The 25,278-nt window shown below is 58.6% G+C and carries 19 protein-coding genes, 1 other RNA gene and 1 pseudogene; 13 read left to right on the top strand and 8 right to left on the bottom strand.

The window, feature by feature from the left end; all coding sequences use genetic code 11:
* Positions 1-178: 178 nt before the first annotated feature.
* The 5 genes from VCA57_RS18730 to VCA57_RS18710 all read right to left on the bottom strand — a co-directional run bounded on the left by VCA57_RS18730 (position 179) and on the right by VCA57_RS18710 (position 9,478).
* Positions 179-5,035 carry an NAD-glutamate dehydrogenase gene (locus VCA57_RS18730; protein ID WP_411186581.1) on the bottom strand — a complete coding sequence of 1,619 codons (4,857 nt, stop codon included), beginning with the start codon at positions 5,033-5,035 and terminating at the stop codon, positions 179-181.
* Between the two features lie 303 nt (positions 5,036-5,338).
* Positions 5,339-6,643: a TRAP transporter large permease gene (locus tag VCA57_RS18725; protein ID WP_411186580.1), complete on the bottom strand. Its 1,305-nt coding sequence runs from the start codon at positions 6,641-6,643 to the stop codon at positions 5,339-5,341.
* 58 nt (positions 6,644-6,701) lie between these two features.
* Positions 6,702-7,208, bottom strand: coding sequence for a TRAP transporter small permease (locus VCA57_RS18720; RefSeq protein ID WP_411186579.1), 507 nt, complete (start codon positions 7,206-7,208; stop codon positions 6,702-6,704).
* 68 nt (positions 7,209-7,276) lie between these two features.
* Complete coding sequence (locus VCA57_RS18715; RefSeq protein WP_411186578.1) at positions 7,277-8,263, bottom strand: TRAP transporter substrate-binding protein; 987 nt, start codon at positions 8,261-8,263, stop codon at positions 7,277-7,279.
* Between the two features lie 270 nt (positions 8,264-8,533).
* The gene (locus VCA57_RS18710) at positions 8,534-9,478 is read right to left on the bottom strand and encodes a LysR family transcriptional regulator (RefSeq protein WP_411186577.1); all 945 of its coding nucleotides are present in this window, start codon (positions 9,476-9,478) and stop codon (positions 8,534-8,536) included.
* 277 nt (positions 9,479-9,755) lie between these two features.
* On the opposite strand from VCA57_RS18710, the gene VCA57_RS18705 reads away from it, so the two are divergent.
* The 12 genes from VCA57_RS18705 (at position 9,756) to VCA57_RS18650 (ending at position 22,713) form a co-directional block, all read left to right on the top strand.
* Positions 9,756-10,979 carry an OprD family porin gene (locus VCA57_RS18705; RefSeq protein ID WP_411186576.1) on the top strand — a complete coding sequence of 408 codons (1,224 nt, stop codon included), beginning with the start codon at positions 9,756-9,758 and terminating at the stop codon, positions 10,977-10,979.
* Between the two features lie 138 nt (positions 10,980-11,117).
* A complete protein-coding gene (locus VCA57_RS18700) occupies positions 11,118-13,001 on the top strand; it encodes a methyl-accepting chemotaxis protein (protein WP_411186575.1) in 1,884 nt (627 codons plus the stop codon).
* Between the two features lie 251 nt (positions 13,002-13,252).
* Positions 13,253-14,005: a 5-oxoprolinase subunit PxpA gene (locus tag VCA57_RS18695; protein WP_411186574.1), complete on the top strand. Its 753-nt coding sequence runs from the start codon at positions 13,253-13,255 to the stop codon at positions 14,003-14,005.
* The gene (gene pxpB, locus VCA57_RS18690) at positions 14,002-14,715 is read left to right on the top strand and encodes a 5-oxoprolinase subunit PxpB (RefSeq protein WP_411186573.1); all 714 of its coding nucleotides are present in this window, start codon (positions 14,002-14,004) and stop codon (positions 14,713-14,715) included. The genes VCA57_RS18695 and pxpB overlap by 4 nt, the downstream gene beginning before the upstream one ends.
* Positions 14,712-15,656: a biotin-dependent carboxyltransferase family protein gene (locus tag VCA57_RS18685; RefSeq protein WP_411186572.1), complete on the top strand. Its 945-nt coding sequence runs from the start codon at positions 14,712-14,714 to the stop codon at positions 15,654-15,656. The genes pxpB and VCA57_RS18685 overlap by 4 nt, the downstream gene beginning before the upstream one ends.
* A gap of 66 nt (positions 15,657-15,722) precedes the next feature.
* Entirely contained in the window at positions 15,723-16,637 is a 915-nt protein-coding gene (locus VCA57_RS18680) for a LysR family transcriptional regulator (protein WP_411186571.1), read from the top strand.
* Positions 16,638-16,718: 81 nt separating this feature from the next.
* Entirely contained in the window at positions 16,719-17,510 is a 792-nt protein-coding gene (locus VCA57_RS18675; protein WP_411186570.1) for a putative hydro-lyase, read from the top strand.
* Positions 17,511-17,550: 40 nt separating this feature from the next.
* Positions 17,551-18,603: a TRAP transporter substrate-binding protein gene (locus tag VCA57_RS18670; protein ID WP_411186569.1), complete on the top strand. Its 1,053-nt coding sequence runs from the start codon at positions 17,551-17,553 to the stop codon at positions 18,601-18,603.
* A gap of 85 nt (positions 18,604-18,688) precedes the next feature.
* The gene (locus tag VCA57_RS18665) at positions 18,689-19,306 is read left to right on the top strand and encodes a TRAP transporter small permease subunit (protein WP_411186568.1); all 618 of its coding nucleotides are present in this window, start codon (positions 18,689-18,691) and stop codon (positions 19,304-19,306) included.
* The gene (locus tag VCA57_RS18660) at positions 19,303-20,589 is read left to right on the top strand and encodes a TRAP transporter large permease (protein ID WP_411186567.1); all 1,287 of its coding nucleotides are present in this window, start codon (positions 19,303-19,305) and stop codon (positions 20,587-20,589) included. The genes VCA57_RS18665 and VCA57_RS18660 overlap by 4 nt, the downstream gene beginning before the upstream one ends.
* 58 nt (positions 20,590-20,647) lie before the next feature.
* Complete coding sequence (locus VCA57_RS18655) at positions 20,648-21,331, top strand: DUF2848 domain-containing protein (protein WP_411186566.1); 684 nt, start codon at positions 20,648-20,650, stop codon at positions 21,329-21,331.
* A 20-nt stretch (positions 21,332-21,351) separates the two neighbouring features.
* Positions 21,352-22,713 carry an amidase gene (locus VCA57_RS18650; protein ID WP_411186565.1) on the top strand — a complete coding sequence of 454 codons (1,362 nt, stop codon included), beginning with the start codon at positions 21,352-21,354 and terminating at the stop codon, positions 22,711-22,713.
* 153 nt (positions 22,714-22,866) lie between these two features.
* Here the strand turns inward: VCA57_RS18650 and ffs are convergent.
* The 3 genes and pseudogenes from ffs to VCA57_RS18635 all read right to left on the bottom strand — a co-directional run.
* Positions 22,867-22,963: signal recognition particle sRNA small type (gene ffs, locus VCA57_RS18645), an RNA gene on the bottom strand.
* Positions 22,964-23,051: 88 nt separating this feature from the next.
* Entirely contained in the window at positions 23,052-23,831 is a 780-nt protein-coding gene (locus VCA57_RS18640; RefSeq protein WP_411186747.1) for a methyl-accepting chemotaxis protein, read from the bottom strand.
* Positions 23,832-23,909: 78 nt separating this feature from the next.
* Positions 23,910-24,686, bottom strand: a pseudogene (locus tag VCA57_RS18635) (MCP four helix bundle domain-containing protein); the annotation flags it as partial.
* 113 nt (positions 24,687-24,799) lie between these two features.
* On the opposite strand from VCA57_RS18635, the gene VCA57_RS18630 reads away from it, so the two are divergent.
* Positions 24,800-25,099 (top strand): HU family DNA-binding protein, encoded by a 300-nt coding sequence (locus VCA57_RS18630; RefSeq protein WP_411186745.1) that lies wholly within the window; start codon positions 24,800-24,802, stop codon positions 25,097-25,099.
* The last annotated feature ends 179 nt before the right edge of the window (positions 25,100-25,278 follow it).

The raw sequence follows: 25,278 nt of genomic DNA, 5'->3' as shown, positions 1-25,278 counted from the left end.
GATGAAATCGCCGCTTCTAGAAACACATGCCAAAGAGCGCATACAAGCCGAGACTATCCACGAAAATGTCACGTAAAGGTGAACCGCATGTGCCCAGCGGTCTGTATGCAAGAGGCGGCTGACCGCCCCATGCAACAGTTATAGAGCACATAGCCTTTCTAGGCCTGCACGTTTAGGCTTAGGCGCTTTGCGCCAGGTCCATCAACTCCCGGTTAGCCACAGCGTACATGGCGTAATCGGTGTTGGTAGCCGCGCGTAGCTCGCCCAGCATGACCTTCCAACGATCCACCAAGCGGCGGTGCTGATCCAGCCACACGCCGACACGTTCCTCGATGTCATCCGGCCCTTCGGCCATCTGCAGTACCGATACGGTGATGGCGCGCTGCTGCCAGTCCAGATCATCACGGAAGGCTTCACGGGCCAATGCCTGCCAGTTGTTCTCTACCGGCAGGCTGGTGACCTGCTGCAAGTACCAGGACAGCTCCAGCGAACCGCCAATGGCAAAGTACGCTGCCGCGACCCGAGCCGGCTCTTGCCCGGTTACATCCGACGCCTCAATGATCGGCAACAAGGTGTACAGATGGCTGGTACCGGCCACCACACGAGCCAGCTCTTCAGGCACACCGGCCTCGACATAAGCCTGGAAGCGCGCCAACCACTGTTCACGGGCCGGCCCTTCAAGCAACTCATCCAAACGACCAACCAACGCCTCGATACGCGGCGCAAAGTGCGCCACATCGCGAGCGGCATCCAGATCATTACGGCGATTACGCAGGAACCAGCGCGTAGCACGACGGCCCAGGCGCATCAGCTCGTCCATCAACTGCAGCTGCAGGTCGGCGGACACCTTATAGTCCAGCGCTTCGATCTGCTGCCACCAGTGCGGCAGACGGAACAGATCACGCACGATCACATAAGCGCCGGCGACATTCGCCGCACTCATACCGGTGGACTCCTTCAAACGCTGCACGAAGGTGATGCCCATGTGGTTAACCAGATCGTTGGCGATCTGCGTACTAACGATTTCGCGCTTGAGACGATGACGACGCATCGGCTCACCGAACTTTTCTGCCAACAGCGGCGGGAAGGCGGTCTCCATCTCACGGGCCAGATACTCATCGTCCGGCACCTGGGATTTGAGTAGTGACTCCTTGAGGTCGATCTTGCTATAGGAGATCAGTACCGACAGTTCTGGGCGCGTTAAGCCCAGGCCTTTGGCGGTACGCTCATTGAGCTCATCATCGGCGGGCAGGAACTCTAAGGCGCGATCCAATTTGCCGGCCGCTTCTAGGGCGCTCATCAGACGCTTGTATTCGCCGACCCGCTCACGCGCCCGGCGCTCAGCCAAGGACAACGCTTGGGTCTGTTTGTAGTTGTTACCCAGCACCAGGCCACCAACAGCGTCGGTCATCTGCACCAGCAGCTTGTTACGCTGCTTGCCGGTCATATCGCCAGCAGCAACGATTTCACCGAGCAGGATCTTGATGTTTACCTCGTGGTCGGAGCAGTCCACCCCACCGGCGTTGTCGATAAAGTCGGTGTTGCTCTTGCCGCCATTGAGGCCGTACTCGACGCGGCCCAGTTGAGTCATGCCGAGGTTACCGCCCTCGCCCACCACCTTGGCGCGCAGTTCGCAGCCATCAACACGCAGCAGGTCGTTAGCCTTGTCGCCGACATCGGCGTGGCTTTCCTTGCTGGACTTCACATAGGTGCCGATGCCGCCGTTCCACAGCAGGTCCACCGGAGCCTTGAGTAAGGCATTCAGCAGTTCGGTTGGAGCCAACTTGTCAGCGCTGATGTCAAAACGCTCTTTCATCTGCGGGCTGATAGAGATGCTTTTGGCGCTGCGCAGGAAGATCCCGCCACCGGCCGAAATCAGCTTGGCGTCATAGTCGGACCAACTGGAGCGCGGCAAGTCGAATAGACGTTGGCGCTCGACAAAGCTCTTGGCGGCGTCGGGGTTAGGGTCGATAAAGATGTGCATATGGTTAAAGGCCGCCACCAGTTGCAGGCTTTCCGACAGCAGCAAGCCGTTGCCGAATACGTCACCCGCCATGTCGCCGATGCCGATCACCGTCACATCATCTTTCTGCACATCGATGCCGCGCTCACGGAAATGCCGCTGCACCGAAACCCAGCCACCCCTAGCGGTAATGCCCATGCCTTTGTGGTCGTAACCTGCCGAGCCGCCCGAGGCGAAGGCGTCGTCCAGCCAGAAGCCATAGTCGGCAGCAATGCCGTTGGCGATATCGGAGAAGGTTGCCGTGCCTTTGTCCGCGGCGACTACCAGGTAAGGGTCATCGCCGTCATGGCGTACCACGTTCTGCGGCGGCACTACGGCACCGTCTTTCAGGTTGTCGGTGATATCCAGCAGGCCGCTGATAAAGATCCGGTAGCAGGCAATACCTTCAGCCAGAATCTCATCACGTGAGCCACCCAGTGGCATGCGCCGCGGGATAAAACCGCCCTTGGCACCCATCGGCACGATGACCGCGTTCTTCACCTGCTGTGCCTTCACCAGGCCCAGCACTTCGGTACGGTAGTCTTCCTCGCGGTCCGACCACCGCAGGCCGCCACGGGCGACGTCGCCAAAGCGCAGGTGCACCCCTTCAACACGCGGCGAGTAGACGAAAATCTCGAACTTCGGCGTCGGCCGAGGAATGTCTGGAATCGCCCGTGGATTGAGCTTGAAACTGAAGTAGGACTTGTTTTGCCCAGCTGCATCGGTTTGATAGAAGTTGGTACGCAGGGTGGCCTTAATCAGGTCCAGGTAGCGCCGCAGGATGCGGTCTTCGTTGAGCACCGCGACGTTATCCAGCGCGGCAAGAATCGCCTGCTCCAGCTTCTGCTGTTTGTCTTCCAGATCATCGGCAGTCAGTTTGCGCGCGAGATAGAAGCGCGTCTTGAACAGGCGCACTAACTCTTTGGCAATGTCGGCATGGTTGACCAAGGTGCTGGCAATGTAGCTGAGGTCAAAGCCCAGGCGAATCTGCTTGAGGTAACGTGCATACGCACGCAGCAGCGCCACGTCACGCCACGGCATGGCCGCCATCAGCACCAGCCGGTTGAAACCGTCGTTTTCGGCCGCAGCGCCGACGATATTGACGAAGGCACCTTGCAGGGTGTCATTGAGTTGCTGGATGTCGACATCCAGACCTTCGGCATAGGTGAAGGCAAAATCGTGAATCCAGAACTCGCGGCCGTCAGCTCGGCGCAGCTTGTAAGGGAACTCACCAAGCACGCGTAAACCGAGGTTTTCCAGGATCGGCAGCACATCCGACAGCGGCAGCGGCGTGTCCGCGTGGTACAGCTTGCAATGCAACTGTTGCTCGCCCTGAGTCAGCGGCTGGTAGAAGCTCATCACCAACTGACGCTCAGTGCTCAGGCTCAGCAAGTGCTGCATGTCCACCACCGCCGAATGCGGGGCAAAACGCTCGCGATAACCGGCTGGAAAACCTTCCGGGAACTCACTCAGCACTTCGGTGCCCTGGGCCTCACCGAGGCTTTCGACGATCAGGCTGGTGTAATCATCCTTCCAGGAGCGACAGGCCTGAATGACCTCTTTTTCCAGGCGTAGCGGATCAATCTGCACGCGGTTCGACGGGTCGACCTTGAGGATAAACTGCACCCGCGCCAGCACCGACTCAGAGAAGAACGTCCAGAATTCGCAATCAGTCGCCTGCAGACGGTCCATCAACACCTGCTGGATTTTCATGCGGGTTTCGGTGGAGTACACGTCACGCGGCACATAAACCAGGCAGTAGCAGAAACGACCATAGGGATCGCGGCGCAGAAATACGCGAATTTTGTTGCGCTCCTGAATCTGCACGATCGCCATGGTGGTGTTGAACAGCTCGTCCACTGGCGTCTGGAACAGATCATCGCGCGGCAGCACTTCGAGCACCTGAGCCAATTCTTTGCCCAAATGCGCGCTGCTTTCAAAACCGGAGCTCTGCTTGATCACCGCCACCTTGCGGCGGATAAACGGAATATTCCACACGCTTTCGGCATACACCGCAGAGGTGTAAAGGCCCATGAAGCGGCATTCCTTGATGACCTTACCCTTGGCATCCAGTTCGCGGATCGACACCAGATCTGGGTAGGCAGGACGGTGCACACAGCTCGGCACAGCGGCCTTGGCAAAGGACAACAACTGTGGCTCACGCAGATAGGCCACCGCCTCCGGTTCGATAAGCACCTCATCTGCCTTAAGGCCGGTACGTAAGCGCTTGGAGAGGCCCAGCAAGGTCTTCTCGTCGTACACAATGCTGCCGCCATCGGCGCTATCGACGACGGTAAATTCTTCATAACCAAGGAAGGTGAAGTGATCATTGAGCAGCCAGCTCATAAACACCTTGATCTCTTCCAGCTCAGCCCCTTCAACCTTGAGTCCGACCTGGCTTGGTTTGACTTTATCCAACCAGGCCAGCAGTTCTTTGGCCTTGGCTTTCATCGGTTGGAAGTCCGCCACGCTCAGGCGTACATCGCTGAATACGTCGTGCAGGGCTTTTTCCAGAACCTTCAACTCGCCGGCGTTTGAGCAGCGGTCGATCTCCAGGAACATCAACGCTTCCTGCTGTACATCCTTGCCCTGAGCACCTTTAGGCAAGATTTCCTGCAGTTCGCCGTTTTTGTTACGGCGCACGCTAAACACGCTGTTCTGCAGGGTGTGGATGCTATAACCGCGACGGTTCAGCTCCATACGTACCGAATCGACCAGAAACGGGATATCGCTGTGCAGAATTTCCACGGCGGTATGGGTGGACTGCCAGCCGTGTTTTTCATAATCAGGATTGAATACGCGTACTTCCGGTTTGGCTGGCGTAAAACGCTCAAGCAGCCGCCAAGATGACAACGTGCAGCCGACTAGATCCGAGAGGCGACGTTGGGTCAGCTCCTCAAGGGCGATGATGCCAAAGAATTGCTCGGCGAACAGGGCTACTTGTGGCAATGCCTGTTCACTGACGTGCTGCGCCAGGGCCGTTTGCAGGTGGTGCTGAAAATCGGCTTTGCTGGCCGCCGTAAAGAACGCCATGGGTGTGCTCCATTTGGCTTGTGATTTGACTAGGGCAGTCGCAGGTCATGACCGCTGCCATTACGTTGTAGTTCAACGTTAGCCCATGAAACGCCGATTACATTACCGAGAACGTCATGAGACAGGCGACAGGTACGACCCGCTGGTCACAGTTGCCCAGCGAGCTTAACGACTGCGGGCGGGTTGGCGCTTGCGAGGCTGCGACATATTGTTTCACCCCTGCACAACTATGGTGCAAAGAGCTACCAACATCACACCACGTGAACAGTCCTTGGCCGCCCATTGCGGGCGGCCGTCAGCGTCTTAATTGCCGCGCATCGCTTCGGGCAATGCCAGGACAATCTGCGGGAAAACGGTAATCAGCACCGCTGCCAGGACCAGCAGCAGGAAGAATGGAAAGCTGGCCTTGGCGACCATCCACAGGTTGTGCCCTGTTAGGTTCTGAATGACGAACAGGTTGAAACCTACCGGCGGAGTGATCTGCGCCATCTCGACCACCAAAATGACGAAGATGCCAAACCACAACAGGTCGATACCCGCCGCCTGTACCGCTGGCAACACCACTGCAGTGGTCAGCAGAATGATCGAAATACCGTCCAGGAAGCAGCCCAGGGCGATAAAGAACAGCGTCAGGGCGAGCAATAGCACATAGGGTGAAAGCTGCTTACCGATGATCCAGTCGGCCAATGCCGAGGGCAGCCCGGTAAAGCTCATGGCCGAAGTCAGGTAGGCAGCGCCGAGCAGGATGAAGAAGATCATGCAGGAGGTGCAGACCGCGCCCATCAGACTGGCCATAAAGGTTTCGCGAGTCAGCGCACCGGAGCACAAAGCGATCAGTAGCGCACCCACCACACCGACGGCGGCAGCTTCAGTGGCCGTGGCGATACCGGCATAGATAGAACCGATGACCGCAATAATCAGCCCCAGCACTGGAATAAGCAGTTTGGCGCGGCGCAGCTTCTCCATGAACGGCAGCGCCTCGCCCTCCTCTGGCAACTGATCGCGGTTGAATGCCGCCCAGAGCATAAGAAAGCCCGAGAAAATCACCAGCAGCAGTAACCCCGGCAGGATACCGGCGATAAACAGGCGGGAAATCGACACCTGCGCCGCCACACCATAAACAATCATCATGATCGACGGCGGAATCAGCAGCCCTAGGGTGCCAGCACCGGCCAACGACCCCATGGCGATGGCTTCTGGGTAGCCGCGCGACTTCAGTTCCGGCAGGGAGATCCGGCCGATGGTCGCTGCTGTCGCGGCCGAGGAGCCGCTCACTGCAGCGAACAAGCCACAGCCGAACACGTTGACGTGCAGCAGGCGACCGGGCAAGCCGCGCATCCAGGGCGCCAGGCCATTGAACATGTCTTCAGACAGGCGCGTCCGGTAGAGAATTTCACCCATCCAGATGAACAGCGGTAAGGCGGTCAGCGTCCAGCTGGCGCTTGAGGTCCAACTGGTGGAAGCCAGAATCGAACCTGCCGGCGCACCGGCGAACAGCTCCATGCCCAGGATGCCAACGCCTAGTAGCGACAGCGCCACCCAGACGCCCCCACCAAGCAGCACCAGCAGTGCCACCACCAGGGTCAGGGTAATTATTGTGTAGTCCACTTTTCACTCACTGATGCAGGCGGCAACTGCCGCGTGGAAAGGCTACCCCGCATAGGGGTCACTCGCTCATCACGGCGCTGGTGTCGGGGCTTTCAAAACGCTGACCGAGGCAGGTTAGCCACAGCCGCTCGGCCATCGCGACCGATAGGATCAACGTACCGAGCACCATCGGCAGCTGCGGCAACCACATGGGAATGGGCAGCAAGCCCGATGACACTTCACTGAATTCATAGGACTCAAGCACGAACAGAGTGCAGTACCAGGCCAGATAAAGAGCGATCAACAGCCCAACCAAAGTGCTCAGCACATCAGCCGCGCGCCGCCCGGCGGGAGGAAGCAAGCGGTAAAGCAGCTCGACACGAATGTGCGCGCCACGCTGCAAGGCATAAGGCAAAGCCATAAAACCGGAAGCAGCCATGGCATAAGCCGCGAACTCATCTGCTGCGGGGACCATGCTGCCAAACTGGCGCGCGACAATCTGTGCCACCACCAGTAAGCAGATAAGAACGAGAAATACACCGGACAACCACCCAGACAGGGTGTAGAGCTTGTGCAATGGCGCCATGACGCGGGGCTCCCAGGCAGGCGATTGAAACAACCCACCGGCAGGGGCGCGCCGGTGGGTTGCAAGGATCAGCGCGAGTAGGTGTCGAGAATTGCCTGGCCGTCGGCGCCGGCACGCTTGAGCCATTCCTCGGTCATGGTTTTACCAATGCCCTCAAACCCGCTTTCGACCGCAGCTGGTGCCTGCTCAGCGACCTGCATACCATTGTCGGCGAGGGTCTTTACCAGTTCACCGGTCTTCTCTTGCGCGATGGCCCAGCCGCGCTGTTCAGCACGTTCGGCAGCGGCGAGCACAGCAGCCTGGGTCGCTTCCGGCAGGCGGGCAAAGGCCCGGGCATTAACGATCACAAAGTTCTTCGGAATGAACGCCTTGACGTCATAGTAATAAGTGGAGAAATCCCAAGCCTGGGAGTCAACACCAGTGGTTGGCGAAGTAAGCATTCCAGTGATCATGCCAGTGCTGAACGCTTGAGGAATCTCGCCGGTCTGGATCACCGTAGGGACTGCCCCCATCAGCTCGGCCATGCGCGAAGTGGCCGGATTGTAGGCACGGAACTTCATACCCTTGAAGTCGCTCATGTTACTGATCGGCATCTTGCTGAAGATACTTTGTGGCGACCAAGGCATGGCGTACAGCAGCTTAATACCTTGCTTGGCCAAGCGTTCCTCAACAGCCGGACGGCTAGCTGCCCATAGCGCTTGAGCCTGCTCATAGTTACGGGCAAGGAAAGGCACACTGTCGATCTCGAAGATCGGGTCTTCATTACCCAGCACGGACATCAGGACATCACCCACCTGTACCTGGCCGGTCTGCACTGCACGCTTTACCTCAGGACGTTTAAACAACACCGAGTTGGCGTGGATGCGAATTTGCAGGTCACCGGCTGTGGTTTTTTCCACATCCTGAGCAAAGTCCTTGGCCACGGTGGTGATGAAATTGCCGTCCGGTTGTTCGACGCTCATGTTCCAGCGCTCGGCAGCGTGAGCACAGAGGCTGCTGAGGCCCAATACGCAAGCGATGGCCGATAGAGCGAAACGCGACGGGGTACTCTTCATGGAAGTTCTCCTGATCATTATTCTGAACGCGCTGACGGCGTCGTCATGGGAAGACAATTTCGAGTCTCAGTGCATCGCCGAGGGCTGTCCAACTAGAAAAACCGGGGGCACATGATCGAAAATCGTTATGAGACAAAATAAGGCGCAAACACGGCGACCGCACCAGTGCAGAGCATAACTTTCGTCATCCCCTGGCCCGTATGTAATGGGTTTAAACGTCCGTATAGCTAGGCTACAACACCCAGAAAAAACGCGGTGCCATAGCGCCAATCAGGCGCTTTTTTGCTCGCAGGCAGGGACTACTAGCGCCATCATCGCGCCGCCCATTTGTTCGGCGTAGTCCTGCAGCACCTCGCCCGCCAGAGCGATGATGTCCTCACTCAACTCCAGGCCAACCCCAGTTCGCCAGGTTGCCACAACCGGCAACGGCGGTGGTTCAGGCACATCATCAAGAATCGTCAGCAAGCCCTGCTTGAGCTCATCGCTGACCAACGCCGGCGGCAACGCGCCAACCCCGAAACCATCGCGAATCAAGCGGGTCATGGCGGCGATGGAGTTTACGCAGCTGATGCGCGGCGCACTGACATTACCGGCATGCAGCAGGTTGAGAATGTCCTGGTGGGGGCGCGAGTTCTTCGAAAAAGTAATGATGCGTTCGCGCGCCAGTTCACCAATGGCGGCATAGGGACGGTGATACAACGAACCCGTGGGAACAATCCAGCGCACCGGGAAACTGGCCATTTCCAGATTGCGCACACTGCTGTCATGCACCATGTCGGTCTGGAAGATGATATCCAGGTAACCCTTCTGCAATTGCTCGCTAAGGTTGCGCGCGGTGTCGGCAGTCAGCTCGATTTCCACGGCTGGGTAGCGCTCCATGATTTTTGTTACCAACGGACTCAGCCAGGTGTGAATAACCGTATCCATGGCCCCGACCCGAATGCGCCCACGCACACTGCCGGTGTCACTGATTGATTGCTTGAGCGCCTGCATGGTGTCGAGCATGCGCTCGGCATACTCGAGCACCTTCTGCCCTTCCGGCGTAAGCGATACGCCTTTTGAGTCGCGTAGAAATAGGCGAGTGCCGAGTTCATCTTCCAACGCGGCAATACGGCTGGAGATTGATGCTTGAGTGCTGAAGAGCTTCTCTGCGGTGAGGCGAAAACTCTTCAGGCGAGCCACCCAAACGAAGGTTTCGAGAAATCTGAGGTTCATGCTGCCGCGCCTTCTGCTGAGCCGTGATCGAGCCCTACCGACAGCAGGACATGTGCCCTCAGGCGTAGCAGGTTACATGCCAGCAAGCCTGCGCCAAGGCTCTGGCGGGCATCAGATTTTCCTATTGCCCCCCCCTGTTTTTTCTCGTTGGACGCTGCCGCAACACACTTCCAAGAATGTATCGGCGATACACACACCCTAAAAAAAGAACTTCCAATCGCGCCCTGCCAAGCAGCTGGTCAACGCCGCTGCGCGCTCCCAACCCGGAGACACCTGCATGACACCTCGCACCCAACTGGTCGGCCTACTGATGGCCGGCAGCGCCTTGCCGAGCCTCGCCCAGGCCGACTTCATCGACGACAGCAAGGCCAGCCTTGAGCTGCGCAATTACTATTTCAATCGCGATTTTCGCCAAACCGACGCCCGTGACAAATCGGCAGAGTGGGCACAAGGCTTCATCCTGCGAATGGAGTCAGGCTACACCGCTGGCACCGTCGGTTTTGGGGTCGATGCCATGGGCATGCTGGGGCTGAAACTAGACTCTGCTGATGGCACTGCCGGCAGCGGCCTGCTGCCAGCTGATGGCTCCGGCGGTTCGCAGGATCAGTATGGCAAGCTGGCAGTTACCGCCAAGGCGAAAATTTCCAATAGCACACTCAAGGTCGGCGCTCTGCAATTGCGTAGCCCGATCGTTTCAAGCAACGACTCGCGCCTGCTGCCGCAAACCTTTCAGGGCGCACTGCTGAATGTGCAGGAAATCGACAAGCTGACCCTGCAAGGCGGCAAGTTCAACCGCATCAAGGCCAACAGCTCCACCGACTACACCGACATGACCGCTAACCGCATTGGCGGCACCAGCGACTCGTTCATGTTTGGCGGCGGTGACTACAAGTTCACCCCTGAGCTCACGGCAGGCCTGCATTACGGCACCCTGGAAGACATCTACCAGCAGTACTACGGCACCCTGGTACACATGCTGCCACTTGGTGACGGACAGTCGCTGAAAACCGACCTGCGTTATTCGCAAAGCCGTGAAGACGGTAATTTCCGCAACATCGACAACAAAGCGTTTGGTGCGATGTTCACCTACACCCTGGGCGGCCATGCCTTCGGTGCCGGTTACCAGCGCATGAGCGGCGACGACCCCTTCCCCTACATCGCCAGCAGCGACCCGTTCCTGGTCAACTTCGTGCAGATCAATGACTTCGCCAATACCGAAGAGCGCTCTTGGCAAGCACGCTATGACTATAACTTCGCCAGCATCGGCATCCCCGGTTTGACCTTCATGACCCGCTACATTTCCGGCGACAACGTCGATGTTGCCGCACGCAGCTCCGAAGGTAAGGAGTGGGAGCGCAACATGGACATCGCCTACGTGGTGCAAGGCGGCCCGCTGAAGAACCTCGGGCTGAAATGGCGCAATGCCACAGTCAGGTCCAACTTCGGCAATGACATCGATGAGAACCGGCTAATTCTCAGCTACACCCTGGCGCTCTGGTAAAGGCGCACGCACGACGAGGCCGCAAAGGCCTCGTCAGCATTCTAAGATCGGCAAACAAAGCATGGACACGCAATCAAGTTGTATGACAACTTGCCGATTCCTGAGAATCATCCTCAAAGAAGATGGCGAGGCGTTATCGTGAGCTTTTTCCTGTCCTGGCAACAAAAATTCCGTGTTCTTATCGCCCTGACGCTAGTCAGCCTGAGCTTAATGGCCGCTGCGTCATATTGGGCTAACCAGCGTTTGAGCGCATCACTGCAAGCCCGAGAAAACGCCGGCAACTATGCCAGCAGCAGTACCGTACTGATGAATCAGTGGTGGCGCACCCATGCACAGCGCCAGCAACTGACCCCCAACAACCAAGCGGATTTCATGCAAAACCTAAGTAAGCTTGAAGAGCTTACTGCACAACTTATTACTCAAGCCAAAGACCTAAAAGATCCCGTAGTGATCGAGCATGCGCAGAAAATTCAGGCGATTATGGCGCAAGACGTGGCCCAACAACGGGCCTGGCTGAGTCTTAACCAGACCCTTGGCATGACGCCCTTCGACGGTCAGCGCAAAGCGCTAGGCGAGACTGCTAAAAACCTCGAGAGCATCACCATCGGTCTCATCCAGCCAGCCATCAGCAGTGCCCTGAGCAGCCAACGCGACTACCTCTCGACCTATGACCCAACCTTCGCCCAAAGCGTCCTGGCAGCAATCGCCGAGCTACAGGTCAAGGTCACGGACCTAGATTGGCAGGAAACCCCCATCGGGCAGAACGTCAACGCCTTCGCCCAAACCTTTGCCGAAACGCAGCAAAGCATTGGGCACATCGAAGAAACAAACCGCGCACTCGCGCAATTGGGCCAGCAGCTGCAGGCCAGTGTCGACGACCAAGCAAGTGACCTCGAAAGCGGTTTACTGATGCGTGCCAATCAGGCTGCCCAGCACGCTCAGCGTTCTGCGTTGTGGATTATGGGATTGAGCTTTTGCACCGTCGCCGGCCTGCTCACTCTGACCTTGCTCAATGCATCCCGCACCTTGGTTGCCCGTCTGCAACAAGCGACTCAGTTACTCAGCCAGGTGGCCTCGGGCAACCTCACTGGCACCCTGCAGGTTGGAGCCAACCCCAACGACGAATTCAACCAGCTGGCCACCGCGACCAACCGTATGATCCAGGGCATTGGCGGTATCGTTGCCCAAGTGGTGCAGGCCAACCAAGCGCTCAACCACCTACACCATCACCTCGGCGATGCAATGCTCGCGCTGGGCGACAACAGCACCCAGGTGGAAGAACAAACGGAACAGGCCGCCTCCGCATCGCAACAGATCAGCCTGACCCTCAACGACATGGCCCAGCGCACCGCCGAGGTGGGTACCGCCACCCAAAGCGCCTATACCGCCGCGCAAGATGGTGGTGCCGTAATCCAGGCCAGCGTGGACCGCATGGGCAAACTGGCACAATTGATCCAGGCGAGCCACGCCCAAGTCGATCAACTGGGTCAGACCAGCACCCGCGTCAGCGGCATCATCGATGTGATCAATAGCCTGGCCGACCAGACCAACCTACTAGCGCTCAACGCGGCCATCGAAGCAGCCCGGGCCGGTGACGCCGGACGCGGCTTCTCGGTAGTAGCCGACGAAGTCCGCTCGCTGGCACAAAAAACCGTAGCGGCTACGACCGATATCGCGGCCATTGTCGAGCAGTTCCAGCAACAGACCCAGCACATGCGTCAGTTGATGGGCAATGGCATGAGCTTGGCCGCCGACAGCGAACAGCACGCCGCGCAGGTCGCCACAGCTATTAACGCCATCACCCAGGCAATGCAGCGACTAACCGGAGAAATGAATCAGGTGGTGGTGGCAATCGAGGAAGTCTCAACCACCACCGATGAGATCGCCGGCAAGATGGACACCATCAACCTGCACACCGGCCAGAGCAAAGACCTGCGTCACACCCTGGGGCAACACACCGACGGTCTGTCGGCCCAGGTCGACGCGCTAAGCCGCAGCGCCCAGCGTTTTCAACTTGGCTGAAGTCCCTTAGGGCTGTTGCTATTTCAGCGCTGCTACGCGGCTCGCGATGAAACGGCAACAGACCCTAGCCCCGCGCCTGCACGGCGCCGAGCACCATCGAATTTTCCTATCCCCTGCGCGCATTTTAATTAGTTGGACGCCCCTGCAGTGGCGTTGAAAAATGACGCCACAGCTCAGCGCACGGCCTTGCCCGTACCAAGCACTTCGTTATCCCGCCGGCTCACCGGCGCGTTAGTCAGAGGACCCAGCCCATGAACAGCCTGCTACTGAACTGCGACATTGGCGAAAGCTTTGGCGCCTGGACCATGGGCCTAGATGCTGAGGTCATGCCCTTCATCGATTGCGCCAACATTGCCTGCGGCTTCCATGCTTCGGACCCCAGCACCATGCGCAAGACTGTAGCCCTGGCCATTAAGCATGGTGTGCGCATCGGCGCGCACCCCGCCTACCCGGATCTGGTCGGCTTCGGCCGCCGCTCAATGGACTGCTCGGCGCAGGAAGTTGAAGACCTGCTGCTTTATCAGATCGGCGCGCTGGAAGCGTTCTGCCGCGCCGAAGGCAGCCGCGTCAGCTACGTCAAACCCCACGGGGCCCTGTATCAAGACATGATGCGCAAGCCCGCCATTCTGCGTGCGGTCATGCGTGCGGTCGCCCGCTATGACGCCAGCTTGCCGGTGATGCTGATGAGCACCCGCGACAACAGCCAAGCCCAAGCCATGGGCGACGAATGCGGCATTACGCTGTGGTTCGAGGCCTTTGCCGACCGCGCTTACGATGCTGCCGGATTCCTGGTCAGCCGCAGCGTGCCGGATGCCGTGCACCACGACAGTGAGATCATCGTTAACCAGGCAATCACCCTGGCCAAGGGTGAAGCCCTTATCGCCAGCGACGGCAGCGCCCTGCCCCTACGCGCGCACACCCTCTGCGTGCATGGCGACAACGCCAGCTCCGTGGCAGCGGTCAAGCGCATCCGTGAAGCCTTCAATGCCTTGGCCCGAACATGAATGCCCCACGCCCCCGGCTGGAAGTGGCCGGCATCGATAGTTTGATCCTGCGCCTGTTCGAGCAGATCGACGAAAGCAATATGCCCTGGATGCTCGCCGCCAGTAGCCGCCTACGCGACGTCTTCGGTGCTGCGCTGATCGACCTGGTTCCCTCCTACACCACCTTGCTGCTGCACTACGACCTGACGTGCGTAAGCGCAGCCCAGGTCCGTCAGTACATTGATCAAGCCTTCGACGGCCTGCAGCCTGCCGACACCCGCAGCGGTCGCCTACACAGCCTGCCAACCTGGTATGACCGCAGCGTTGGCCCAGAACTGACACTGCTCGCGCAGCGCAGCCAACTCAGCGAAGCAGAGGTCATTCGTCGCCACAGCGCTCACCAATATCAGGTTTTCGCCCTGGGTTTTGCGCCTGGTTTCGCCTTTATGGGGCTGGTCGAACCGGCACTGGCCGCACCGCGCCTGAGCACCCCACGCAAACGCATCGCAGCGGGCAGCGTCGGCATCGCCGAGCGTCAAACTGCGGTCTACCCCGCGGTCTCGCCGGGCGGCTGGAACCTGCTGGGGCGCACCCCAACACGCCTGTTTGACCACGCCATTGAGGGCTATAGCTTGTTGCAACCAGGTGATCGGGTGCGCTTCGAGCCCATCGACCATGCCGAATTCATCCGCCTCGGCGGTGATGACAGCCCGCTGGAGATCACCCCATGACGCTGCCAACTGCAGCAGGGCTACACGTCCTGAGCAGCACTCCATTTATCCAGCTACAGGACGCCGGCCGCTATGGCGTACGCCACCTGGGCGTCACCCAAAGCGGCGCGCTGGACTGGGTCGCCCTGCGCTGGGCTAACTGGCTATTGGGCAATGCACCTGGCGCCGCCGTGCTGGAAATCACCCTGGGTAACCTCGAACTGCAGTGCGAACAGGACACTACTCTTGCCCTGAGCGGCGCCGACCTGGGCGCTCGCCTGAATGACGAGCCACTGCAGCCCTGGCGCAGTTTCCAGGTGCGCAGCGGCCAGCGCCTGAGTTTCGCTCAGCCGCGCAACGGTGCGCGCGCCTACCTCAGCGCTCCCGGCGGATTTATCGCAGCGCAGGTGCTGGGTAGTTGCGCAAGCAACCTGCGTGAAGGCCTCGGCGGACTGCAGGGCACTGGCGGCGCGATCAACAAGGGTGATCAATTGACGTGGTCGGGCAGCGTATCCAGCCTGCGCGAAGTGCCCGCCATACAGATCCCGCGCTACGAGCCCAAACCTCAGCTCGATCTGGTGATGGGCGCGCAGATTGCCGACTTCAGTGGGCAGAGCCTGTTTGATGCGTTTAATAACGACTGGACCCTGGACACCCGTGCCGACCGCATGGGCATTCGTCTGCTCGGACCAGTCCTGCAATGCCGACGTAGCACCATGGTCTCCGAAGGCATCCCGCTAGGCGCAGTGCAAGTTCCGCCCGATGGCCAACCGATCATTCTGCTCAATGATCGCCAGACCATCGGCGGCTACCCGCGCCTAGGTGCTCTGACACCGTTGGCCGTCGCACGGCTGGCGCAGTGCCTTCCCGGTGAAACACTACGGCTAAGACCCGAGGTACAGGAATTGGCTCAGGTACAGCATCAGCAGCTGCTTGCCACCTGGCGCGACATCGGCAACTGAGTACAGCGCATCTGCTGCCGCGACCGCCGCCATGACACCTGGCCTGAATCGCCAAAGGAGGCAGACATGATTGAGCTGCGTGGTATCGAAACGTTCTACTGGATCGCCACCCTGGGCAGCTTTCGCGCCGCGGCCGAAAAGCTGCATACCAGCCAACCGGCAATATCACAGCGCATTGCCCAGCTTGAGCGCGGGCTAGACACGTGCCTGTTCGACCGTGACAAGCGCGGCCTGCGCCTGACGACCAAGGGCCAGGCGCTCTTGGCTCACGCCGAGCGCATGCTGGAGATGAAGCACGACATGCTGCTGGTGGCGCGCGAGCAAAACGTGATCAGTGGGCGCCTGTGCATCGGCGTTGCCGAAACCATCGTGCAGACGTGGCTACCGACCTTGCTGGAGCGGATTCATACCACCTTCCCTGATCTGGTTCTGGAGATTGAGGTAGAAACAACGCCCGTCCTGCGCTCGCACCTGTTGGCGCGCCAAATCGACCTGGCGTTTCTTATGGGGCCGCTGGCCGAACCCAACATGGAAAACCTTGCGCTGTGCCGCTATCCCCTGGCCTGGGTTGCCAGTACCCAACTGCAATTGGGCGAGGAGCCCTTGTCCCTGGAACAGGTCGGGGCACTGCCCATCATCACCTACCCATCCAGCAGCAAGCCTTATCAGGTCGTACGCGACATGCTTATCCAACATGGCGTGCGCAAACCGCGCATGTACGGCTCAGCCTCACTGAGCATGGCTGTGCGCATGGCTCTGGATGGCATCGGCACCAGCGTTATCGCACCGATATTTCTCGGCAAGGAGTTGGCCGAAGGCCGGCTGCGCCTGCTTGAGGTGGACGCGGACGAGTTGCCCGAGCTGAGTTTTACCGCCAGTTGGCTAGCCGGCACTGACAGCCATGTCGCCGCGGCTATCGCGCGCCTGGCCGCACAGATTGCCCATGCTGCCCAAGGCGCAGCTGATCCATATTGCTTATGAGCACTAATGCGAACTACCGATTAGACAGCCATCGCCCCGTGCCATGAAATGAAAGCGTCATCTTTCAGCTTCGGAGTGCAGATGTTTGCTATCGCCCCCCCTGTCAGCCAGCAGGTTCGCTTGCAAGTTCGTCGCGGCGAACACCTTGCACCCACCGCCAACCTGGCACCTGGATATGTACAGGCCAACCTGGCGATCCTACCTGAAACACTGGCCGCCGACTTCCTGCTGTTCTGCCTGCGCAACCCTCGGGCATGCCCACTGATCGGCGTCGCCGATGTCGGCAGCCCGTATATCAAAACCCTTGGGCAAGACCTTGATCTGCGCAGCGACCTACCGCGCTATCGAGTCTGGCGCGACGGCGAGTTGCACGAAGAACCGAGCGATATCCATCACCTCTGGCGCGATGACCTGGTGAGCTTTGCCATTGGTTGTTCGTTCTCTTTTGAAGAAGCGCTATTGGCCGATGGCATCGACATTCGCCACATCAGCAGCGGCTGCAACGTGCCGATGTACCGCAGCAACATTCAAACCAGTCCGGCAGGCCCTTTCAGCGGGCCAATGGTGGTGTCGATGCGCCCAATGAAAGCCGCCGATGCAATTCGTGCCATCCAGATCACCTCGCGCTTTCCTGGCGTACACGGTGCCCCCGTACACCTGGGCGACGCCCGGCAAATCGGCATTAACAACCTCGACAGCCCAGATTATGGCGACCCCGTTGAACTGCGTACCGGGGAGATCCCGGTGTTCTGGGCCTGCGGCGTGACGCCTCAAGCCGTTATCGCGGCCAGCCGCCCGGCGTTCTGCATCACTCATGCCCCAGGGCACATGCTGGTGACCGACATTCTCAGCGCCCACCAGTCAGTTTTCTAGTTACGACACAGCCATCCCAGCCACTCCAGAGGACTGCTCCATGAAAACAACAACCGCCGTATTGGCCAGCGTAGCCACCGCCATTCTGCTCAGCAGCGTTAATGCCATTGCTGAAGAATTACCGAAAACTCAGCTCCGAATAGTCGGCGGCCTGAGCAACCTGACTGCTTATAACGATTACGAAAAACCGTTCTGGACCACCGCCATTCCCGAACGCTCCAACGGCCAGGTCAGCGCCGAGATCAAGGGCTTCAATGAGATGGGCCTGAAAGGGCCTGAGCTGTTGCGCCTGATGTCTCAGGGCGTGGTTGAGTTCGGCACCGCGACACTGTCTTACTTCGCCAGCGACAACCCGATTAACGAAGCCATCGACATTGCCGGCCTGGCCCCCGATGTAACGACTGCACGTCGCGTGACCGAGGCGTTTGAACCCGTCTATAGCGACTATTACAGTGGCAACGCCAATATCAAACTGCTGGGCATTTCCACCTACCCTGGCCAGGTGTTGTTCTGCAACGCGCCAGTGCAGAGCCTGGCAGACATCAAGGGTAAAAAGGTTCGCACCAGCAGCCGCACTCAAGCCGACTTCGTCGAAGCCCTGGGCGGCGTCAGCGTCACCCTGGCCTTTGGCGAAGTGGTGCCAGCTATGCAAAACAAGCTGGTGGACTGCGCCATCACGGGCTCGCTGTCCGGCTACTCGGCCAAGTGGTATGAGGTTTCCACCCACCTCTACGCCTTGCCGATCAACTGGAACCAGCAAATCCATGCAGTCAATCAAAAAACCTGGAACAAGCTTGACCCAAAGGTACAGACATTCCTGCAGGGCAACGTAGATACCTTGATTGACGATATCTGGAACGCGGCCGCACGACAGACGCAAGAGGGCTACGACTGCAACAGTGGCGCCGACACTTGCCCCTATCCGGTAAAAGGCAAGATGGTTTTGGTACAGCCGAGCGATGCCGACCGCGCAAAACTCGTGGAAATTCGCCAGCAGGTGCTTAACAAGTGGGCCGAGCGCTGTTCCGCTGCCTGCGTCAGCGACTTCAACAAAACCGTTGGGCAAACCCTCGGGCTGACTGCCAGCAAGTAAGTCGTACACGTACCGCTGCATGCGCGCCAGCCCAGGCAGACGCGCATCCATATAAACGGAGGCGAACGCCTCTTGGAGTACCCTGATGACCTCCTCCTCTCTGATTCCGCTAGCTCGTTTGCTAGCGGCTGCGGGACGCTTGTCACGCACCGCCGTCTGGTGCGGCGGCGCGCTAACTCTGGCCAGCGTACTGCTGATCACCTACGACGTGATCATGCGCAGGCTGTTCAGCATCACCGTCGGCGGCGCTGACGAACTGTCCAGCTATGCATTTGCTATCAGCATCAGCTGGGCCTTGGCATTCACCGCCCTGGAACGTGCCAACGTGCGGGTCGACGTGATCTATCAATATCTGCCAGTACGCCTGAGCGCCCTGCTCGACTGGATTGCCCTGGTCAGCCTGGGCGTCTTTTCGGTGTACCTCACCTACTACGCCTACGACGTGGCCATGACCTCCTGGCTCAACAACTCGGCTGCCAATACTCCGCTGGCAACACCGCTGTGGGTGCCACAAAGTCTTTGGGTACTCGGCCTGGCCTGGTTCTCAATGGTCCTGGCATTGATGCTGATTCGCGCCAGCGTCGCCCTGGTGACCGGTGATATCGCCACCCTGAAGCAGCTCTGTGGCGTCAGGTCAGCACAGGAAGAAGCCCAAGAGGAAGCCGCCACTGGCGAGCGTCTTGTTCGGGAGGCCAGCGCATGATCGCCGTAGCCCTGATCATACTGCTCACGCTGATCGGCCTGAGCATTCCGGTAGCCGCGGCACTGGGTGTCCTCGGCCTGATTCTCGACCCGCTCTACTCCATGCTGCCGCTCACGCGCGCCATGGGCGAACTGGCCTGGAGTTCAAGCAACGAATTTTTGCTGGTGGCAGTACCGCTGTTCATCATGCTGGGTGAAATTCTCCTGCGCGCCGGCTTTGCCGAGCGCATGTACGGCGCCATGAGCCTATGGCTGTCGTGGCTACCCGGCGGCCTGATGCACGCCAACATCGGTGCCTCAACGCTGTTCTCGGCGACCTCCGGCTCCAGCGTGGCCACTGCCGCCACCGTAGGCACCGTAGCCCTGCCGCAGATCAAGCGCTTCGGTTACAACGAGCCCTTGTTCCTCGGTTCCATCGCCGCCGGCGGCACCCTGGGTATTCTTATCCCGCCCTCAATCAACCTAGTGATCTACGGCGTACTAACCAACTCCTCAGTACCATCGCTGTATCTGGCCGGCATCATCCCCGGCCTGCTTATGGCCGCCATGTTCATGCTGATGATTAGCATCGCCTGCCTGGTCAAACCCCAATGGGGCGGGCAACGGGTACACGCGACCTGGAGTGCCCGCTTCGCCAGTCTGGTCCATCTGCTGCCACCACTGGGCATATTCCTGTTGGTGGTCGGTTCAATCTACGCCGGCCTAGCCACGCCCACCGAGGCCGCGGCACTGGGCGTAGTAGGTGCACTGCTGCTGGCGGCGTGCTTCGGCAAACTCAACCGGCAGATGCTCGCCGAAGTCGTGGAGAACAGCATGCGCGCCAGCGCCATGATCATGTTGATCGTGATTGCTGCCGGGTTCCTCAACTTCATCATGTCAGCCACGGGCCTCACCAGCGCAATCACCACGACCATCAGCGGACTGGGTGTTTCACCGATGTGGATGCTGTTGGCTGTGGTGATTTTCTATGTGGTGCTGGGCTGCTTCATGGAGACCCTGTCCATGATGATCACCACCATTCCGATCGTCGCGCCAATCATGATCGCCCTAGGCTTCGACCCAATCTGGCTGGGCATCGTGATTATCGTACTGGTGGAAACCGCGCTTATCACCCCACCAGTAGGCCTCAACCTCTTCGTGGTACAGAGCCTGCGCAAGAGCGGCTCGATGCAGGCAGTAATCCTCGGCAGCCTGCCCTTCGTTGCCGCGCTGTTCCTAATGGTTGCGCTGCTCGCCGCGTTCCCTGGTCTGGCGCTGTGGCTGCCCACGCTCTTCGCCAATTGACTCCCGCGCCGCGAGAAATATCTCGCGGCACACTCCCCCACTTAACGGAAGCATAACCATGAAACTCGATTTCTCCCTGGAAACCCCGACGGGCACAGAGACGCTGCAGGCCGACATCAAACAGTTGATCGTCGCAGGCTGGGCAGGCCGCGACATCCACGCCATCGAGCACCATATCGAAGAGTTGGCTGCCATCGGCGTACCCCGCCCTAGCGCAGTGCCGCTCTACTACCGCGTAGCCAGCAACCAGTTAAGCCAAAGCGAAAACCTGCAAGTGATCGGCAGTGAGTCTTCCGGTGAGGTTGAAGCATTTGTCTTCTCGGTGGCAGGCGTGCAGTACCTGAGCATCGCATCCGATCACACCGACCGCAAACTGGAGGCCTACAGCGTAGCCTTGTCCAAACAGCTATGCGTCAAGCCTGTAGCGCGCAGCGCCTGGCGCCTGGACGAGGTCGCAGACTATTGGGACGAGCTGCAGGTTCGTTCACGTATCATTGAAAACGGCCATGAGGTGCTCTATCAAGACGGCAGCCTGGCCACCCTGCGCAGCGCCACAGATTTGATTAACGGCTATAGCGGAAGCCCAGCACTCGACGATGGTTACGCCATGACCTGCGGCACCGTCGCGGTGATCGGCGGCATCCGCCCAGCGCCGGTGTTTGAGATGGAACTGTACGACCCACGTCGCCAGCGCAGCATCCGCCATCGTTACAGCCTATCGATCCTCCCTGAAGTGGCCTGAACTCGAGCAAGGAACCCACTATGCTACCGACCATCGAACAACTAGCCAGTGCCTTGGCCAGCGGTAAAACCAGCTCCGTCGAGCTAGTCCAAGCCGCGCTGGCGCGTGCCACCGACCCTGCCGGCGAAGGCTCACGGGTGTTCACGCGGCTCACCGCAGAACGCGCCCTGGCCAGCGCCCACGCGAGTGACCAACTGCGCGCTGCGGGCCTCAGCCGCTCGCCGCTCGACGGCCTGCCGATTTCAGTCAAAGACCTGTTCGATCTTGCCGGACAAGCCACAACTGCAGGCTCAACGCTGTTACGCGATGCCGCTCCAGCCAACAGCGACGCCATCGTCGTGGCACGCCTACAGGCCGCTGGCGCGGTCATTGTCGGCCGCACCAACATGACTGAGTTCGCCTACTCGGGCCTGGGTCTCAATCCGCACTATGGCACTCCACGCAACCCCTGGGACCGCGCTATCGGGCGCATTCCTGGAGGCTCCTCGTCTGGCGCAGCAGTTTCCGTCAGTGATGGCATGGCCATTGCCGCCATTGGCTCGGACACGGGCGGATCGGTGCGCATTCCCTCAGCACTGTGTGGCCTAACCGGTTTCAAACCCACGGCACGGCGGGTCCCCATGGACGGAGCGCTGCCTCTGTCGACCTCACTCGACTCTATCGGTCCACTGGCAGCCTCTGTACGCTGCTGCGCCATTCTCGACGCAGTCCTCGCCGGCCAGCCGCCCGAACTGCCAAGGCCCGCGAACCTAGCCGACAGTGTCTTTGCCATCCCCACTGACGTGGTGCTAGATGACCTCGACGACAAGGTGGCCGAAGCATTCGACGCTGCTTGCGCACGCCTAAGCGCCGCAGGCGCACGTATTCGCCGCATCGCCATTCCTGAATTCAACGCACTTACTGACATCAACGCTCGCGGCACATTTAGCGCCGCAGAGGCCTGGGCCTGGCACCATAAGCACATTCAGCGCAACGCAGCAGCCTACGACCCACGCGTAGTCTCACGCATCGCATTAGGCGAGAAGATCAGCGCAGCCGACTACATCGACTTAATCGAGGCGCGCCGCCACTGGATTGCTAGTGTCGAACAGCGCATCGTCGAATTTAGCGCCCTGCTGATGCCGACCGTTCCGCTGATAGCACCGAAGATTGAGGACTTACAACAGGACGAACAAGCCTATTTCCGCGCCAATGGCTTGATATTGCGTAACCCGACCTTTATTAACTTCCTCGACGGCTGCGCCTTGTCACTTCCCTGCCACGCGCCTGGTGATGCACCAGTGGGGCTGATGCTTGCAGCAGCAGGTGGAGCAGACCGAAAAATCCTGGCCCTTGGAATGGCTATCGAAGAAACAAGAGAGTTGGTGGCGACTCACAGATGACACTGCCAGCTGAGTGGCTACGATGATATGAGTAAAATTAACAAGGTAGGATTGTCAGCAAAGTGCACCACTTAGGTGTACTTAAACGCTGTCATACTTCAGATTTTTGACTGATAAATCCTTTAAAATCAAGGATTTATATATTGGAGGCAACCCCACCAGCCACACCTCGGCACACAATGTTCCCGCTGTGGCTGCTTCCTTCCGGATCTGACCAGGTTCACGGGTAATCGTTGCGAGGGGACCGGCAGGGCCACCATAACGCAGCTTGCCATAAGCAAGCCGCGCCATTGTACCGGCTTGAATTGAAGTTACAACTGTTTCAAACACTTAGCTAATTAAACGCGAAACCGACCCACGAGCCGAGTCAGACCTTGCGACAACTCTGAGAGATGTTGACTGGCTTGCGCACTTTGCTCAGAAGTCTGCGCAGCTTCATTAGAAAGATCACGAATATCACTGATATTGCGCGCAATCTCTTCAGTCACGCTGCTCTGCTGCTCGCAAGCAGTGGCTATCTGCGCAGTCATATCGTTAATGCGCTGTACCGAGTCACTGGTATCAGTAAGCGCCTGGTCCACTCCAGCTGCCTGCTCAACACTCTGCCGCGCCTTGTTGCTACCTGAGTGGGTTGCCTTAACGGCATTCTGCACCCCCGCCTGCAACCGTTCGATCATGACCTGGATATCTTTGGTCGACTCCTGAGTGCGTGCCGCCAAGGCACGAACTTCATCTGCGACGACTGCGAAACCTCGCCCCTGCTCCCCAGCTCGCGCAGCCTCAATAGCGGCATTCAGTGCCAACAAGTTAGTTTGCTCGGCTATACCCCTGATCACGGCAAGCACTGCGCCAATACTGGCTGCCTCCTGCTCAAGCGCCTGAATAGATGTAGAGGCACTCTCAACCTCCAACGCCAACTGACGAATCGAGTTAATTGTTGCCCCAACTACCTGAGCACCTTCCCGGGACTGGGCTTCAGCATTACGCGCAGCATCAGCTGCATTCTGCGCATTACGCGCCACCTCATGCACAGCAGAACTCATTTCGGTAGCAGCTGTGCTGACCTGATCTACTGCAGCATGCTCACTACTAATCAGTCGATCATTGGCCGCAGCCATACCTGCCAGACGCTGTGCAGAACTTTCGACTTCTCCGGTTACGCGGCCCACCTCCTTTATAAGCGGCTGTAACTTATCCAAAAAGCGGTTAAACGCATGGCTTAGCTTGCCTAGCTCATCATTAGATAGCACATCCAAGCGCACACGTAGATCGCCGTCCCCATCCGCAATCGCTTCAATGCGATTAAGCAGACGATGCAGCGGGCCAGTAACCAGGATGGGAAAACCAACTACCAATACAAGACAAACACCTAAGCCAACCGCAACGATCACCCCCTGCTGCCAACTTAACGTTTTACCCAACTGGATCGCCGCCTGGCCTTCGGCATTAGCCGACTGATCATCCATTTCACCTAGCTTGTCGATGGCTGTACGCATCGCATCAAACTGTTCTTCGCTAGTAGTAAAACTAAGTAAACTGGCAGCCTGCGGATCACTTTTCGACAGCTCTAACACCCTCAGCGAAGTACTTTTCCAGCGTTCAAAACCAGCATCAAATTGAGCAACCAGCTGCATCGCTTCACTTCCCGGCTGCATTGCAGCAAATTTATGCACCCGGTCGTAAGCCTGTTGCATATTCTCCGCATGTGTAGAGGTCAGCGCCTCCACACGCTCACCTACAGCCTCGTCTAGCAGGCTACGCTCGGCCACAAAAGCTTGGTAGAGATCACGATCAGCATTCAGCAGAAGGCTAATACCCGGCAAATAGCGGTTAGTTAATTTCGTACTGGAGTCGGCCACCTGGGCGATACCACGCATTCCCAATCCCCCCATCGTGACCAGGAGCACAGCCAACAACAAAATAGGTAACGCAATTTTCCAACGAAACCCTAAATCAGCGAAGGCGCGAGGCATGCTGGCTCTCCTATTCATGGCCAAGTAGCATGAGCCTAGACCACACCGACACAACCTAAAAACTTTTGTCACTACGACTAATAACTGCGACCAAGCATCCAGACAGACGCATCATCACCCAAAGGAGCAACACCGTGGCAATGACCAAAGACCAGTTGATCAACGATATTGCGGAAGCTATCGACACCCCCAAGAGCACAGTACGCGCCGCTCTTGAACAATTAAGTGAAATCGTTTCGGACGCCCTCGAAAATGGTGATGAAATCACCCTACCCGGCATCGGAAAACTCAAAGTTACTGAGCGTCCAGCTCGCACCGGGCGCAACCCACAGACAGGTGAAACGCTGCAAATAGCAGCGAAGAAAGTCGTTAAGTACGTGCCAGCAAAAGCACTGAGTGATGCACTCAACTAAATAACAGGTAGGGTGCGCGCCCAAGACGCGTACCCGCCTCATAGCCACGTGCCGTTTAGTTGCCTATCAAGGCCAGCGCGCGAACTGTGGATTTTTACTGCACAAAGTAAAACCCCCGACCGTTTTCACGATCGGGGGTTTTGGTATAGGTGCTTGACGATGACCTACTCTCACATGGG

The sequence above is a fragment of the Pseudomonas sp. genome (assembly GCF_046581935.1).
Taxonomy (GTDB): domain Bacteria; phylum Pseudomonadota; class Gammaproteobacteria; order Pseudomonadales; family Pseudomonadaceae; genus Aquipseudomonas.
The sequence above is the reverse complement of the archived record's forward strand: the minus strand, read 5'-3'. Positions and strand labels throughout refer to the sequence as shown.

Bases quoted from the DNA above. Each gene is read 5' to 3' on its own strand.
- VCA57_RS18720 (WP_411186579.1), bottom strand. From the start codon at position 7,208: ATGGCGCCATTGCACAAGCTCTACACCCTGTCTGGGTGGTTGTCCGGT.
- VCA57_RS18695 (WP_411186574.1), top strand. From the start codon at position 13,253: ATGAACAGCCTGCTACTGAACTGCGACATTGGCGAAAGCTTTGGCGCC.
- VCA57_RS18665 (WP_411186568.1), top strand. From the start codon at position 18,689: ATGACCTCCTCCTCTCTGATTCCGCTAGCTCGTTTGCTAGCGGCTGCG.
- VCA57_RS18655 (WP_411186566.1), top strand. From the start codon at position 20,648: ATGAAACTCGATTTCTCCCTGGAAACCCCGACGGGCACAGAGACGCTG.
- VCA57_RS18670 (WP_411186569.1), top strand. From the start codon at position 17,551: ATGAAAACAACAACCGCCGTATTGGCCAGCGTAGCCACCGCCATTCTG.
- VCA57_RS18675 (WP_411186570.1), top strand. From the start codon at position 16,719: ATGTTTGCTATCGCCCCCCCTGTCAGCCAGCAGGTTCGCTTGCAAGTT.
- VCA57_RS18660 (WP_411186567.1), top strand. From the start codon at position 19,303: ATGATCGCCGTAGCCCTGATCATACTGCTCACGCTGATCGGCCTGAGC.
- VCA57_RS18680 (WP_411186571.1), top strand. From the start codon at position 15,723: ATGATTGAGCTGCGTGGTATCGAAACGTTCTACTGGATCGCCACCCTG.
- VCA57_RS18705 (WP_411186576.1), top strand. From the start codon at position 9,756: ATGACACCTCGCACCCAACTGGTCGGCCTACTGATGGCCGGCAGCGCC.
- VCA57_RS18640 (WP_411186747.1), bottom strand. From the start codon at position 23,831: ATGGCTGCGGCCAATGATCGACTGATTAGTAGTGAGCATGCTGCAGTA.
- VCA57_RS18710 (WP_411186577.1), bottom strand. From the start codon at position 9,478: ATGAACCTCAGATTTCTCGAAACCTTCGTTTGGGTGGCTCGCCTGAAG.
- VCA57_RS18730 (WP_411186581.1), bottom strand. From the start codon at position 5,035: ATGGCGTTCTTTACGGCGGCCAGCAAAGCCGATTTTCAGCACCACCTG.
- VCA57_RS18650 (WP_411186565.1), top strand. From the start codon at position 21,352: ATGCTACCGACCATCGAACAACTAGCCAGTGCCTTGGCCAGCGGTAAA.
- VCA57_RS18715 (WP_411186578.1), bottom strand. From the start codon at position 8,263: ATGAAGAGTACCCCGTCGCGTTTCGCTCTATCGGCCATCGCTTGCGTA.
- VCA57_RS18685 (WP_411186572.1), top strand. From the start codon at position 14,712: ATGACGCTGCCAACTGCAGCAGGGCTACACGTCCTGAGCAGCACTCCA.
- pxpB (WP_411186573.1), top strand. From the start codon at position 14,002: ATGAATGCCCCACGCCCCCGGCTGGAAGTGGCCGGCATCGATAGTTTG.